Origin of the sequence: Parafrankia irregularis, from assembly GCF_001536285.1 — a bacterium.
Lineage (GTDB): Bacteria > Actinomycetota > Actinomycetes > Frankiales > Frankiaceae > Parafrankia > Parafrankia irregularis.
Genome location: NZ_FAOZ01000004.1, coordinates 255,518 through 269,602 on the forward strand (window position 1 = coordinate 255,518; position 14,085 = coordinate 269,602).

A 14,085-nucleotide genomic window follows, 5' to 3' on the forward strand; every position below is an offset into this window, starting at 1 on the left:
CTGTCGAGCAAGATCTGACGACTGATCGACTGATCACATAACGGCGGCGGGTGTGTTCGTGCCGATGTGTGACCGCGCCGGATAACCGAGTGTCGACGCGCGGGCGACCAGTTCCGGGGTGAACTGCACCTGCTGGTGCTGATGCCGAGGGTTGTTCGCCTCGTCGAGCAGCAGCTCGGCGGCGGTGGAGCCGAGCAGCCGGCGCGGCTGGCGTACCGAGGTCAGCGGAACCGTCGCCGCGGCGGCGAAGTCGATGTCGTCGTACCCGACGATGGCGCAGTCGTCGGGCACCGCGATGCCGAGCCGGACGCACATCTGGAGCAGGCCGAGCGCGACGAGGTCGTTCGCGCAGAAGGCGGCGGTGGGCCGGCGCTGCGCCGGCAGCCCGGCCAGCCGTTCGGCCGCGCCGCGGCCTTCGGCGACGGTGAGCGCGCTGGTGGACAGGTCGATCAGGCGGTCGGGCGGCAGGCCCGCGTTCTCCAGCGCGCGCAGTGCGCCGGCGCGGCGTTGGCGCACCTGGCTGAGCGTGCCCGGTCCGCCGACGAAGGCGATCCGCTCGTGGCCGTGCTCGATCAGATGGGCCACGGCGAGCTCGCCGCCGAGGACGTCGTCCACGAAGACCGAACAGCCGTGGAAGGCCCCGGCGGTGCGGTCCACGAGGACCACCGGGGTGCCCTGCTCCTGGAGGCGGCTCAGCCGTTCGTCGGCCGCGTTCACCGGAGTGATCAGGATGCCGTGCACGCGGTGCTGCTGCAGATGATCGAGGTGGCGCGCCTCGCGGCCGGCCTCCTCGCCGCTGTTGCAGAGGAAGACCACCAGGTCGGCCGCCGCGGCGACCTCCTCGATGCCGGTGGCGACGTCGGTGAAGAACGGGTTCGCCGCGTCGAGCATCACGTAGGCCAGGCTGCGGCTGTGGCCGGCGCGCAGCTGCCGGGCGGACTCGTTGCGGACGAAGCCGAGGTCGGCCATGGCCTGCTCGACCTTCTGCCGCGTTCGCGGGCTGACCAGCTGCGGCCGGTTCAGGACGTTGGAGACGGTGTCGAGCGAGACCTCCGCGGCCGCCGCGACGTCCTTGACGCCGGGGGGCCCGCCGGGCGGCCGGGCGCGCCGGGGCCGCCGGGTCAACCGGCGTCGGCTCTTCGTCCGCCACGACATCCTCCTTGAAACGTGCAAAACATACCAGTCGGTGTGAACCGTCCCAAGTCCATCGCTCCGCCGTCGGGGGTCGGACGATGCCACGGAAGGTAAACGACAGATGGCTATAAGCACCACAAAGCTACCAGCTAACCGACCTTGTATGACGCTTGACACAGATCTAGCACTACAGCTAGCTTGCAGCAACCGCTTTGAAACCTTTCACTAACCGGGGGAAAGATGCCTCCCGACTCGACGGGTCCGTTGCTGCACGTCCACAACGTCAGCAAGTCGTTCGGCGCGGTCGCGGCTGTCCGCGACGTGTCCATCCCTGTCTACGCCGGCGAGGCGCACGCCCTGGTCGGTGAGAACGGGGCCGGCAAGTCGACGATCGTCAAGATGCTCGCGGGCGTGCACCGCCCCGACACCGGTTCGATCGACCTGGCCGGGCAGCCGCTCGACCTGCGGTCACCGGCTGACGCGAGGGCCGCCGGGATCGCGGTCATCTACCAGGAGCCGACGCTGTTCCCGGACCTCTCGGTCGCCGAGAACATCGCCATGACCCGTCCGCCGCGCGGCCGGTTCGGGATGATCGACCGCCACCGGGCCGCGCGCACCGCCGCCGACCTGTTCGCCCGCCTCGGCGTCGAGATCGACCCGGCCCGGCCGGCCCGTGGGCTCTCGATCGCGGACCAGCAGATCGTCGAGATCGCCAAGGCGTTGTCGATGGACACCCGCGTGCTGGTGATGGACGAGCCGACCGCCGCGCTGACCAGCGTCGAGGTCGAGCGCCTGTTCGCCGTCGCCCGGTCACTGCTGGAGCAGGGGACGGCCATCGTCTTCATCTCGCACCGCTTCGAGGAGATCACCGCGCTGTGCGCGCGGGTGACGGTGATGCGCGACGGCCAGCACGTGTCCACCGATCTGATGGCCGACCTCGACGTCGACGAGATCGTGCGGCGCATGGTCGGCCGCGACCTGTCGGCCCTGCACCCACAGCGGACCGCCGCCCCCGGCGAGGTCATGCTGCAGGTCGAGGGGCTCGGCCGGGACGGTGTCTTCGAGGACGTGTCGTTCACCGTCCGGTCGGGGGAGATCGTGGCGCTCGCCGGTCTGGTCGGTTCGGGCCGGTCCGAGGTGGTGCAGGCCGTCTTCGGCGTCGACCGTCGCGATCGCGGCACCGTCCGGGTGGGCGGTCAGCGGCTGCGGCCGAACTCGCCGCGGGCCGCGATGGCCGCCGGGCTCGCGCTCGTCCCGGAGGACCACCGCCTGCAGGGGCTGGTCATGGACGCCTCCATCCAGCGCAACGTCACCTTGCCGCGGGCCGGCTCGCTCGCCCGGGTGGGCCTGCTGCTCGGCGGAGCCGAGCGGCGTTCGGCCGAGGAGTGGACCACCCGGCTGCAGACCAAGTACCACCGGCTCAGTGACGCGGTGTCGACGCTCTCCGGTGGCAACCAGCAGAAGGTCGTGCTCGCCAAGTGGCTCGCGACGATGCCCCGGGTACTGATCATCGACGAGCCCACCCGCGGTATCGACGTCGGGACCAAGGCCGAGGTCCACCGGCTGATCTCCGGGCTTGCCGCTGACGGTGTGGCCGTTGTCGTGGTCTCCTCCGAACTGCCCGAGGTGCTCAGCCTGGCCGACCGGGTGCTGGTCATGCGCGAGGGTCGCCTGGTACGGGAGCTCGACCGGGACGAGGCCACCGAGGAGTCGGTGATGTTCGCCGCGGTCGGCCAGGGGCCGCAGCCGGCGGCCACAGCGGCTTCGGCGGCGACGGCGGCTTCGGCAGCGACGGGGAAATCGGAACCGGCACCGGAGCTGGAGGTTTCGCGGTGACCACCATGCAGGACATTCATCCGCGGATCGGGCGGACCGCCGCCCGGCGGTCGGCGCTGCGCAGGGTGCTGACCGCCCGGGAGATCAGCATCGTCTTCGCGCTCGCCGTGCTGGTCGCGGTGACGGCCGGGGTGCGCCCGGCGTTCGTGCACTCCCAGAGCATCCGGGACATCCTGCTCGGCGCGGCGATCGTGGCCGTGCTCGCCGTCGGCCAGACGGTGGTCATGATCACCCGAAGTGTCGACCTGTCGGTCGGGTCCATCCTGGGCCTGTCCGCCTACGCGGCCGGGACGGTGCTCTCCGACCATCCCGGGCTGCCGGTCGTGCTCGTGCTCGGGATGGCGGTCGGTGCCTGCTGCGCGTCATCAACGGGCTGCTCGTCCGGTTCGGCAACGTTCCGGCGCTGGTCGTCACCCTCGGCACGCTGTACATGTTCCGCGGTGTCGCCTACCTGTGGGCCGACGGCGAGCAGATCTACGCCGACGAGCTCCCCGGCGGGTTCCTGAAGCTGGGGACGGCGAGCCTGCTCGGTGTGCCGTACCTCGTCGTCATCGCGTTGATCGTGATGGTGGTCGTCGGTGTGGTCCTGCGGAACTACCCGGTCGGCCGGCAGCTCTACGCGATGGGCTCCTCGCCGCCGGGGGCACGGCTGGCCGGCATCCCGGTCGGCCGGCGGCTGCTCGGCGCCTTCGTCGTCAGCGGCACCCTGGCCGGGCTCGCCGGAGTCCTGTTCGCCGCCCGGTTCGGCACGATCGACGCCTCCGCCGGCAACGGCTACGAGCTGAACGTGGTGGCCGCGGCGGTCGTCGGCGGTGTCGCCGTCGCCGGCGGCGTCGGCACCGTCTGGGGCGCCGCGCTGGGCGCGCTCCTGCTGACCACGATCAGCAGCGCGCTCGCCGTCCTCAACATCAACCAGTTCTGGCAGCAGGCCATCGTCGGGGCGCTGATCCTGCTCGCCATCGGGATCGACCGGCTGATCGCCCTGCGGGTCGCGGCGGCGCTGAAGAAGGAGGGCTCGAATGTCCGCTGACGTGTCCGCCGACGTGCCCGTGTCCGCCGGCGCCTCCGGGCCCGGGCGGCCCGGTGCGCCGGAGCGTGCGGAACGTGCGGTGCGTCCGGGCGGCCCGGTGCGTCCGGTTACCGCGGTGCTCGCCCGGCTCGCCGGCTGGGACGTGGCGGTGATCGCGCTCGCCGCGCTCGTCATCGTGCTCGCCTCGGTGTTCGTCGACAACTTCGGGTCGTCTCGGAACTTCACCTTCCTGGTCCTCGACCTGCTGCCGATCGCGCTGATCGCACTGCCCATGACCTTCGTCATCGCCACCGGGGAGATCGACCTTTCGGTGGCCAGCGTGCTCGGCCTGAGCAGCGCGGTGATGGGCTACCTGTGGAACCAGGGCCTGACCATCGAGACCATCATCCCGCTGTGCGTACTGCTGGGCGCGGCGCTCGGGGCGGTGAACGGCCTGTTCGTCACCGCGCTCGGGCTGCCGTCGCTGGCCGTCACCATCGGCACGCTCGCCCTCTACCGGGGCCTCGCGTTCGTGGTGCTCGGTGACACCGCGGTCGCGGACTTCCCGTCGAGCTACACCTCATGGGTCACCGGGACCATCGACGGCACGTCGATACCCAACGTCGCGATCATCATCGTGGCGCTTGCTGTGGTCTTCGGCGTGCTCCTGCACGCGACCCCGATCGGCCGCTGGACGTTCGCCGCCGGTGCGGGGGAGCAGGCGGCCCGGTTCGCCGGTGTCCGCATCCCGATGCTGAAGTTCTGGCTGTACGTCGCCACCGGCGCGGTCGCCGGCCTGGCCGGTGTGCTGTGGACGCTGCGCTACTCCAGCGCACGGGCCGACAACGGCTCGGGGCTGGAGCTGGCGGTCGTCGCCGCGGTCCTGCTCGGGGGGTCTCCATCTTCGGCGGGCGCGGAACGTTGCCGGGTGTGCTGGGCGGGGTGGTCCTGCTCGCCTCGCTCCAGAACGCACTGCGCCTGTCGGACGTCTCCAACGAGGCCCTCAACATCGTCGTCGGCGCGTTGCTCGTCGCCTCCGTCCTGCTGCCCAACGTGACCCAGGCCGTCCGCACCGGCACCGACCGGTTCCGGCGCCGGCACAGCCACCCAACGGGCAGCCCGCCCCTGGCCGCCGCTCCCCGGTAGCCCGAGCGGCTCCCCGACAGCCCTGGCGGCCCCCGACGGCCCGAGCGACCCGCAGATCTTCCGGAGTTCGCAGTCCGCGGCTCCCTCACTGAGAAAAGGGACAACAGCTCATGTCAGAGGAATCCATGTCACCGGAGTCGTCCCGGTTCCGGTCGCGTCGCCGGACGTCGGCCGGCGGCGTCAGCGGCGTCCGCAGGTCACGGGCGGTGGTCCTGAGCGCGGCGGTGGCCGTGCTGGCCGTCGCGTTAGCTGCCTGTGGCGGCACGTCGAAGGACGACAGCGAGGCCACCTCAGCCGGTGGCAGCGCCGCGACCGCCAACCCGAACGCCGAGCTGAAGTCGGACGTCCGGATGGCCTTCCTGCCCAAGCAGCTCAACAACCCGTACTCGGACATCGAGACCGGTGGCGGCAAGGAGGCCCTGGGCGAGCTCAAGGGCGAGTACAAGCTGGTCGGCCCGAACGACGCCTCCGCGTCGTCGCAGGTCAGCTACATCAACACCCTGATCCAGCAGCAGCAGGACGTCATCGCGATCGCGGCGAACGACCCGAACGCGGTCTGCCCGTCGCTGAAGCAGGCCCGCGACAGCGGCATCAAGATCGTGGCGTTCGACTCCGACGCCTCGGCCGACTGCCGGGACGTCTTCATCAACCAGGCGACCGCCGAGGGCATCGGCCAGACCCTGGTGAAGATGACCAGCGAGCAGATCGGCGGCGAGGGCGAGATCGCGGTGCTCTCCGCCACGCCGAACGCGACGAACCAGAACGCCTGGATCGACGTGATGAAGACCGAGCTGGCCAAGCCGGAGAACAGCAAGATCAAGCTCGTGAAGATCGCCTACGGCAACGACGACGACCAGACCTCGTTCCAGCAGACCCAGGGCCTGCTGCAGTCGTACCCGAACCTCAAGGCGATCGTGTCGCCGACGACCGTCGGTATCGCCGCCGCGGCGCGTTATGTGAGCACCTCGTCCTACAAGGACAAGGTCGTGATCACCGGTCTCGGCACGCCGAACCAGATGCGCCAGTACGTCAACGACGGCACGGTCAAGCAGTTCGCGCTGTGGAACCCGGCTGACATCGGCTACCTCGCCGCGTACGCCGGCGTCGCGCTCGCGTCCGGCCAGATCACCGGCGCCGAAGGTGAAACGTTCCAAGCTGGTCGGCTCGGCAAGTACACGATCGGCGCAAAGGGCGAGATCGTTCTCGGCCTGCCGACGATCTTCGATTCGACCAACATCGGCGACTTCGACTTCTGAGGCACGCCGAGCCCCAGGTTCCGCCGGGCCGGTGAGCCTGCCCTGCGCCGGCCCCTGCCCGGCCGCTCGGCCGCCCGCCCTCTCGGCCCGGCGGAACCCGGATCGTCCAAGGAGGCTGCGCCAGTGCGTCGCTACTGCTTCTGCCTGCAGGTGAAACCAGAACGGACGGCCGAATACACGCGCCGGCACAGCGCCGTCTGGCCCGAGATGCGCGCGGCACTGAGCGCCGCCGGATGGCACAACTACTCGCTTTTCCTCCGCCCGGACGGCCTGCTCATCGGCTATGTCGAGACGGACGACCTGGCCCTGGCCCAGGCCCGGATGGCGGCGAGCGAGGTCAACGCCCGCTGGCAGGCCGAGATGGCTGATTTCTTCGTCGAGCTCGGCACGGATATGCCCGACGAGGCGATGCAGCTCGTTCCGGAGGTCTTCCACCTCGACTCCACCAACCCCCTGGAAACACCCGACGCTCCCGAAACCCCCGACGCTCCCGACTCGACCGCCCGACTGATGTCCCTGACGCAAGGAAAGTGCTGACCATGTCGAACCCGGCGAATGTGAAGGCCGCACTGCGGTCGCTGGAGATCGAGACGCCGTCCTGGGCGTACGGGAACTCCGGGACGAGGTTCAAGGTCTTCGCCCAGGCCGGTGTGCCGCGGACGCCCCAGGAGAAGATCGCCGACGCCGCGCAGGTGCACCGGTTCACCGGCTCCGCTCCCAGCGTCGCCCTGCACATCCCCTGGGACCGGGTGGACGACTTCACCGAGCTGGCGAAACACGCGCACGACCAGGGGGTTCGGCTCGGGGCGATCAACTCGAACGTCTTCCAGGACGACGACTACAAGCTCGGCAGCGTCACCAACCCGGATCCCCGGGTTCGGCGCAAGGCGGTGCGGCACCTGCTCGACTGCGTCGACATCATGGATGCCACCGGCTCCCGGGACCTGAAACTGTGGTTCTCCGACGGCATCAACTACCCCGGCCAGGACGACCTGCGCGACCGACAGGACCGCCTCGCCGAGGCGCTGCGCGAGGTGTACGACCGGCTTGGCCCGCACCAGCGGATGCTGCTGGAGTACAAGCTGTTCGAACCGGCCTTCTATGCGACCGACGTCCCCGACTGGGGAACCTCGTACGCGCACTGTGTGGAGCTCGGCCCGCGCGCCACGGTCTGCATCGACACCGGCCACCACGCGCCGGGCACGAACATCGAGTTCATCGTCGCCTTCCTGCTGCGGGCCGGTCGGCTGGGCGCTTTCGACTTCAACTCCCGCTTCTACGCCGACGACGACCTGATGGCGGGCGCGGCGGACCCGTTCCAGCTCTTCCGCATCATGTACGAGATCGTCCGGGCTGATGCATTGTCGAGCGGCATCGCTTTCATGCTCGACCAGTGCCACAACATCGAGGCGAAGGTCCCGGCGGTGATCCGCTCTGTTCTGAACGTCCAGGAAGCGACCGCCAAGGCGCTTCTGGTGGACCGGGACGCGCTGCGCGCCGCCCAGCTGGAAGGCGACGTTCTGGGCGCGAATGCGGTGCTGATGGACGCCTACAACACCGACGTCCGCCCGCTGCTCGCCGAGCTGCGCACGGAGGACGGCCTGGACCCCGACCCGGTCGGCGCCTACCGGCGGTCCGGTTACGGCGAGCGCGTCGTCGCCGAGCGGGTGGGCGGCCAGCAGGCCGGCTGGAACGCCTGACCTGATCTGATCTGACCCAAGGAAACCGATCGCAGGCGCTTGACCGAAAGCGCTCATGAAACGTTTCATATTCTGGTGGTGCGGCGGCGGGTCACCCGCCCAGCCGCCGCCTGGCGGAGGGAACCCGAAGATCATGAGTGAGCACGCCGACGTGGTCGCCGACCTGCTGGAACGGTCGAACCGGCTCGGCTCCGACCCCCGGAACACCAACTACGCCGGCGGGAACACCTCCGCGAAGGGGGCCGCGACCGACCCGGTCACCGGCGGCCCCGTCGAGCTGATGTGGGTGAAGGGCTCCGGGGGAGACCTCGGCACCCTCGTCGAGGACGGCCTCGCCGTCCTGCGCCTCGACCGGCTGCGCGCTCTGGTGGACGTCTACCCGGGCGAGGAGCACGAAGACGAGATGGTCGCCGCGTTCGACTTCTGCCTGCACGGGCGGGGCGGCGCCGCACCGTCGATCGACACCGCCATGCACGGGCTCGTCGAGGCCGCGCACGTCGACCACCTGCACCCGGACGCCGGAATCGCGCTGGCCACGGCCGCCGACGGCGAACGCCTCACCCGCGAGTGCTTCGGTGACCGGGTGGTCTGGGTCCCCTGGCGCCGCCCGGGCTTCCAGCTCGGCCTCGACATCTCGGCGATCGCCAGGGACAACCCGCAGGCGATCGGCGCGATCCTCGGCGGGCACGGCATCACGGCGTGGGGGCCGACCTCCGAGACCTGTGAGGCGAACTCGCTGGAGATCATCGAGACGGCGACCCGCTTCATCGCCGAGCGAGGCAGGGCGGCGCCGTTCGGCGCGCCGGTGCCCGCCTTCGCCGCGCTGGCACCGGCCGAGCGCCGCCGCCGCGCCGCCGAGCTCGCCCCGGTGATCCGCGGCCTGGCCAGCACCGACCGCCACCAGATCGGCCGCTTCACCGACACCGACGTCGTGCTGGACTTCCTCGCCCACGACCGGCACCCGGCCCTGGCGGCCCTCGGCACCTCCTGCCCGGACCACTTCCTGCGCACCAAGGTCCGCCCGCTGGTGCTCGACACCGCGCCCGACGCCCCGCTCGACGTCGTCATCGCCCGGCTGGGGGAGCTGCACACCGCCTACCGGGAGGACTACCGCGCCTACTACGAGCGGCACGCCACCGGCGACAGCCCGGCGATGCGCGGTGCCGACCCGGCGATCGTGCTCGTCCCCGGCATCGGCATGTTCTCCTTCGGCGCCGACGCGCAGACGGCCCGGGTCGCCGGCGAGTTCTACGTCAACGCGATCAACGTGATGCGTGGCGCGGAGGCCATCTCCACCTACGCGCCCATCGGCGAGGCCGAGAAGTTCCGCATCGAGTACTGGTCGCTGGAGGAGGCGAAGCTGGCCCGGCGACCGAAGCCGCGCCCGCTGGCCACCCGGGTCGCGTTCGTCACCGGCGGCGGCTCGGGCATCGGCCGGGCTATCGCGCACCGGCTGGCCGCCGAGGGCGCCTGCGTGGTCGTCGCGGACCGTGACGGCAGCGCCGCCGAGAAGGTCGCCGCCGAGATCGGCACCTCCGACCGGGCGGTGTGGGTGACCGCCGATGTGACCAGCCCCGACCAGATCGACGAGGCCTTCGCCGCCGGCGCCCTGGCCTTCGGCGGTGTCGACATCGTGGTGAACAACGCCGGCCTGTCGATCTCGAAGCCGCTGCTGGAGACGACCGTCACCGACTGGGACCTGCAGCACGACGTGATGGCCCGCGGCTCCTTCCTGGTCTCCCAGCGCGCCGCCCGCACCCTGATCGCCCAGGGCACCGGCGGCGACATCGTCTACATCGCCAGCAAGAACAGCGTGTTCGCCGGGCCGAACAACATCGCCTACAGCTCCGCCAAGGCCGACCAGGCCCACCAGGTGCGGCTGCTGGCCGCCGAGCTGGGCGAGCACGGCATCCGGGTCAACGGCGTCAACCCGGACGGAGTCGTCCGCGGTTCCGGCATCTTCGCCGGCGGCTGGGGCGCGAAGCGGGCCGCCGTCTACGGGGTGCCCGAGGAGGAGCTCGGCGCCTTCTACGCCCAGCGCACCCTGCTCAAGCGGGAGGTCCTGCCGGACCACGTCGCGGCGGCCGTCTTCGCCCTCACCGGCGGCGACCTCGCCCAGACCACCGGCCTGCACATCCCCGTCGACGCCGGCGTCGCCGCGGCGTTCCTCCGATGACACTGGTCGCGGCGGTCGACATCGGCGCGTCCGGCGGCCGGGTGCTCACCGCCCGGGTGGGTCCCGACCGGCTTGACCTGACCGAGGCACACCGCTTCCCGAACACGCCGCTGGCGCTGCCGGACGGACTGCACTGGGACCTCGGCCATCTGTACTCGGAGGTGGTCGAGGGCCTGCGTGCGGTGGCGGCGGCGGGTGACGTTCCCCGCTCCGTCGCGATCGACTCCTGGGCGGTGGACTACGGTCTTCTTGACCCGGCCGGGCGGCTGCTCGGGCTCCCGTACCACTACCGGGACGCCCGGACGAGCCCGGCGGTCATCGCCGCGGTGCACGCCGCCAGCGACCCCGACGAGCTGTACCGCGCCAACGGGCTGCAGTTCCTGCCTTTCACCACGCTTTACCAGCTCGCCGCCGAGGCCGGTGCGGGGGTCGGTGCCGGGAAACCCGGCCCCCGCACCTCGGCAGCCCTGGCCGGAGCCGCCCGGCTGCTGCTCGTCCCGGACCTGTTCGGGTACTGGCTGACCGGTGCCCAGGTCGCCGAGCTGACCAACGCGTCCACCACCGGCCTGCTCGACGTCCGTGACCAGACCTGGTCCGCCGCCCTCGCCCGACTGGCCGGTATCGAACCTGGTCTGCTCGCACCACTTGTCACCCCGGGCACGGTCATCGGCGGGCTACGTCCGGGGATCGCCGAGCAGACCGGCCTGCCGACGTCGACCGCCGTCACCGCGGTGGGCTCCCACGACACCGCCTCGGCGGTCGTCGGCGTGCCCGCCGAGGGCGAGAACTGGGCGTACATCTCCTGCGGCACCTGGTCACTGGTCGGCGTCGAGCTCGACGCGCCGGTGCTGACCACCGCGAGCCGCCGCGCCGGGTTCACCAACGAGGCCGGCGTGGACGGCCGCATCCGCTACCTGCACAACGTGATGGGCCTGTGGATGCTGCAGGAATGCCTACGCCAGTGGGCCCCCCGCGCGGACCAGAGACCGGCGCTGCTCGCCGACCTGCTCGGCCAGGCCGGCGCGCTGGCATCCGGCGGGCCGGTCATCGACCCGGACGACCCACAGTTCCTCCCGCCGGGCGACATGCCGGCCCGCGTCGCCGCCGCGGCCAGAGCCAGCGGGCAGCGGGAGCCGGTGACGCCGGCGGAGACCGTCCGCTGCGTGCTCGACAGCCTCGCCGCCGCGTACGCGCGCACCATCGAAACCGCCGAGACGCTGTCCGGGCGCCGGGTCGACGTCGTGCACATCGTCGGCGGCGGCTCGCGCAACGCGCTGCTGTGCCAGCTCACCGCCGACGCGCTCGGCCGCCCGGTGCTCGCCGGCCCGGCCGAGGCCACCGCGATCGGCAACATCCTGGTGCAGGCCCGGGCGCACGGCGCGCTGAGCAGCCCTGGCGGGCGGGGCGGTGACGTCAGCCTGGACGCGCTGCGCGCCCTGGTGCGCCGGACCACCCGCCCGGCGCGGTACGTCCCGGCGCGGTCTCGCCCGGCGCCGGCCGCTGCCCCCGTGCTGGTCCGGCCGGGAGGAGACTGAGTCCATGCGGGTCGCGTTGCTTGTCACCTGCCTGGTGGACGGCATGTTCCCGGACGTCGGCCAGGCCACCGTCGCCGTGCTGGAACGGCTCGGCCACCAGGTCGAGGTGCCGCTGGCCCAGACCTGCTGCGGCCAGATGCACATCAACACCGGCTACCGGCGCGACGCGCTGCGCCTGGTCCGCCGCACCGTGGCGGCGTTCGAGGGCTACGAGGCGGTGGTCGCGCCGAGCGGCTCGTGCGTCGGATCGGTCCGGCACCAGTACGCCGGGCTGGCCGCCGCCCGCGGTGACACCGCCCTCGCCGCGGCAGCCACGGACCTGGCCGCCCGGACGTTCGAGCTCTCCGAGTTCCTCGTGAACGTCCTGGGTGTGACGGATGTCGGCGCGCACTACCCGCATCGGGTCACCTACCACCCGACGTGCCATTCGCTGCGGATGCTCGGTGTCGGCGAGGCCCCGCTGCGGCTGCTGCGCGCGGTGCGGGGCATCCAGCTGGAGGAGCTTCCGGCGGCCGAGTCGTGCTGCGGCTTCGGGGGCACGTTCGCGCTGAAGAACCCGGACACGTCCACCGCGATGCTCACCGACAAGATCCGCGGCATCCTCGACACCCGAGCCGAGATCATCACCGCCGGCGACTCCTCCTGCCTGATGCACATCGGCGGCGGGCTGTCCCGGCTGCGCGCCGGGGTGCGGCCGGTGCATCTGGCGGAGATCCTCGCGAGCGAGCCTGCGAAGGTGGCATGAAGACCTCGACCTCGACCTCGACCCCGGCTTCGGCCGCGGCCCCGGCTTCGGCCTCGACGTTTCTCGGCATGCCGACCGCGCCGCGCGGTGTCGGCGCGCTGCGCGGTGACGAGCCGTTCCCGCAGGCCGCGCGCCGGGCGCTCGCCGACACCCAGCTGCGCCGCAACATCGCCAATGCGACCGGCACGATCCGCCGCAAGCGCGCGGCCGTCGTCGGCGAGCTGGACGACTGGGCCGAGCTGCGGGCCGCCGGCGCGGCGGTGAAGGACGACGTCCTCGCCCATCTGGACCAGTACCTGTGCCAGCTGGAGGAGCAGGTCACCGCCCGGGGCGGCACGGTGCACTGGGCTCGCGACGCGAACGAGGCCAATGCGATCGTTACCGGGCTCGTCCGCGCCACCGGCGCGCAGGAGGTCGTGAAGGTCAAGTCGATGGCCACCCAGGAGATCGGCCTCAACGAGGCGCTCGCCGAGGCGGGCATCTCGGCGTGGGAGACCGACCTGGCCGAGCTGATAGTCCAGTTGGGCGAGGACCGGCCCAGCCACATCCTGGTGCCGGCGATCCACCGCAACCGGGCCGAGATCCGCGAGATCTTCCTGCGCCGGATGGGCGCCGCGGGCGGTGTGCCGGCCAGCCCCGACCTCACCGACTCCCCGGCCGAGCTGGCCGAGGCGGCCCGCGGCCACCTGCGCGAACGGTTTCTGCGCACCCGGGTCGCGATCAGCGGTGCCAACTTCGCGGTCGCCGAGACCGGAACCCTGGCAGTGGTGGAGTCCGAGGGCAACGGCCGGATGTGCCTCACCCTGCCCGAGACACTGATCACCGTGATGGGCGTGGAGAAGATCGTGCCGACCTGGCGCGACCTGGAGATCTTCCTGCAGCTGCTGCCCCGCTCGTCCACCGGCGAGCGGATGAACCCCTACACCTCCTTCTGGACGGGCATCACCCCCGGTGACGGGCCACGCGAGTTCCACCTCGTCCTGCTCGACAACGGGCGGACCGCCACCCTCGCCGACCCGGCCGGGCGGGCGGCGCTGCGGTGTATCCGCTGCTCGGCCTGCCTGAACGTCTGCCCCGTCTACGAGCGCACCGGCGGGCACGCGTACGGGTCGATCTACCCCGGCCCGATCGGGGCGGTGCTCTCACCGCAGCTCACCGGTGTCGCCGACAACTCGTCGCTGCCGTACGCCTCCACGCTGTGCGGTGCCTGCCTCGAGGCCTGCCCGGTCGCCATCGACATCCCGTCGATGCTGGTCCATCTGCGCGGCCAGACCGTGGAGCAGGCGGGGCATGAGCATCCGGTCGAACGGGGGGTGATGAGGACGGCGGCGTGGGTGATGGCCTCCCCGCGCCGATGGTCGGTGGCCCTGCGCATGGCCCGGCTGGGCCGGTTCCTCGGTGGGCGGCGCGGCCGCATCACGCTGCTCCCGCCGCCACTCGCCGCCTGGACCACCAGCCGGGATCTTCCACTCCCACCGGCGGAGACCTTCCGCGAGCGGTGGGCCCGGCGGACCGAGGGCGGTGACCGATGAGAATTTGGCGCCGCCG

At 71.6% G+C, this 14,085-nt stretch carries 10 protein-coding genes and 1 pseudogene; 10 read left to right on the forward strand and 1 reads right to left on the reverse strand.

The window, feature by feature from the left end:
* Positions 1-33: 33 nt before the first annotated feature.
* Positions 34-1,125 (reverse strand): LacI family DNA-binding transcriptional regulator, encoded by a 1,092-nt coding sequence (locus AWX74_RS08125; RefSeq protein ID WP_207550273.1) that lies wholly within the window; start codon positions 1,123-1,125, stop codon positions 34-36.
* A gap of 249 nt (positions 1,126-1,374) precedes the next feature.
* Here AWX74_RS08125 and AWX74_RS08130 point away from each other — a divergent pair, with 249 nt between their 5' ends.
* The 10 genes and pseudogenes from AWX74_RS08130 to AWX74_RS08175 all read left to right on the forward strand — a co-directional run bounded on the left by AWX74_RS08130 (position 1,375) and on the right by AWX74_RS08175 (position 14,069).
* On the forward strand, positions 1,375-2,970 hold the full coding sequence (locus tag AWX74_RS08130) for a sugar ABC transporter ATP-binding protein (protein ID WP_091273306.1): 1,596 nt from the start codon (positions 1,375-1,377) through the stop codon (positions 2,968-2,970).
* 224 nt (positions 2,971-3,194) lie between these two features.
* Positions 3,195-4,000, forward strand: a pseudogene (locus AWX74_RS08135) (ABC transporter permease).
* Complete coding sequence (locus AWX74_RS08140; protein WP_242666135.1) at positions 3,990-5,036, forward strand: ABC transporter permease; 1,047 nt, start codon at positions 3,990-3,992, stop codon at positions 5,034-5,036. The pseudogene AWX74_RS08135 and the gene AWX74_RS08140 overlap by 11 nt, the downstream one beginning before the upstream one ends.
* A gap of 199 nt (positions 5,037-5,235) precedes the next feature.
* Positions 5,236-6,381 carry a rhamnose ABC transporter substrate-binding protein gene (rhaS, locus tag AWX74_RS08145; RefSeq protein WP_226931140.1) on the forward strand — a complete coding sequence of 382 codons (1,146 nt, stop codon included), beginning with the start codon at positions 5,236-5,238 and terminating at the stop codon, positions 6,379-6,381.
* A gap of 123 nt (positions 6,382-6,504) precedes the next feature.
* A complete protein-coding gene (locus AWX74_RS08150) occupies positions 6,505-6,918 on the forward strand; it encodes an L-rhamnose mutarotase (RefSeq protein WP_091273307.1) in 414 nt (137 codons plus the stop codon).
* A 2-nt stretch (positions 6,919-6,920) separates the two neighbouring features.
* Positions 6,921-8,081: an L-rhamnose isomerase gene (gene rhaI / locus AWX74_RS08155; protein WP_091273308.1), complete on the forward strand. Its 1,161-nt coding sequence runs from the start codon at positions 6,921-6,923 to the stop codon at positions 8,079-8,081.
* Positions 8,082-8,214: 133 nt separating this feature from the next.
* Entirely contained in the window at positions 8,215-10,257 is a 2,043-nt protein-coding gene (locus AWX74_RS08160) for a bifunctional aldolase/short-chain dehydrogenase (protein WP_091273311.1), read from the forward strand.
* On the forward strand, positions 10,254-11,792 hold the full coding sequence (locus AWX74_RS08165) for a rhamnulokinase (RefSeq protein ID WP_091273313.1): 1,539 nt from the start codon (positions 10,254-10,256) through the stop codon (positions 11,790-11,792). Before AWX74_RS08160 ends, AWX74_RS08165 begins: the two co-directional genes overlap by 4 nt.
* A 4-nt stretch (positions 11,793-11,796) precedes the next feature.
* Positions 11,797-12,537: a (Fe-S)-binding protein gene (locus AWX74_RS08170; RefSeq protein ID WP_091273314.1), complete on the forward strand. Its 741-nt coding sequence runs from the start codon at positions 11,797-11,799 to the stop codon at positions 12,535-12,537.
* Complete coding sequence (locus AWX74_RS08175; RefSeq protein WP_091273315.1) at positions 12,534-14,069, forward strand: LutB/LldF family L-lactate oxidation iron-sulfur protein; 1,536 nt, start codon at positions 12,534-12,536, stop codon at positions 14,067-14,069. Before AWX74_RS08170 ends, AWX74_RS08175 begins: the two co-directional genes overlap by 4 nt.
* Positions 14,070-14,085: the final 16 nt, after the last annotated feature.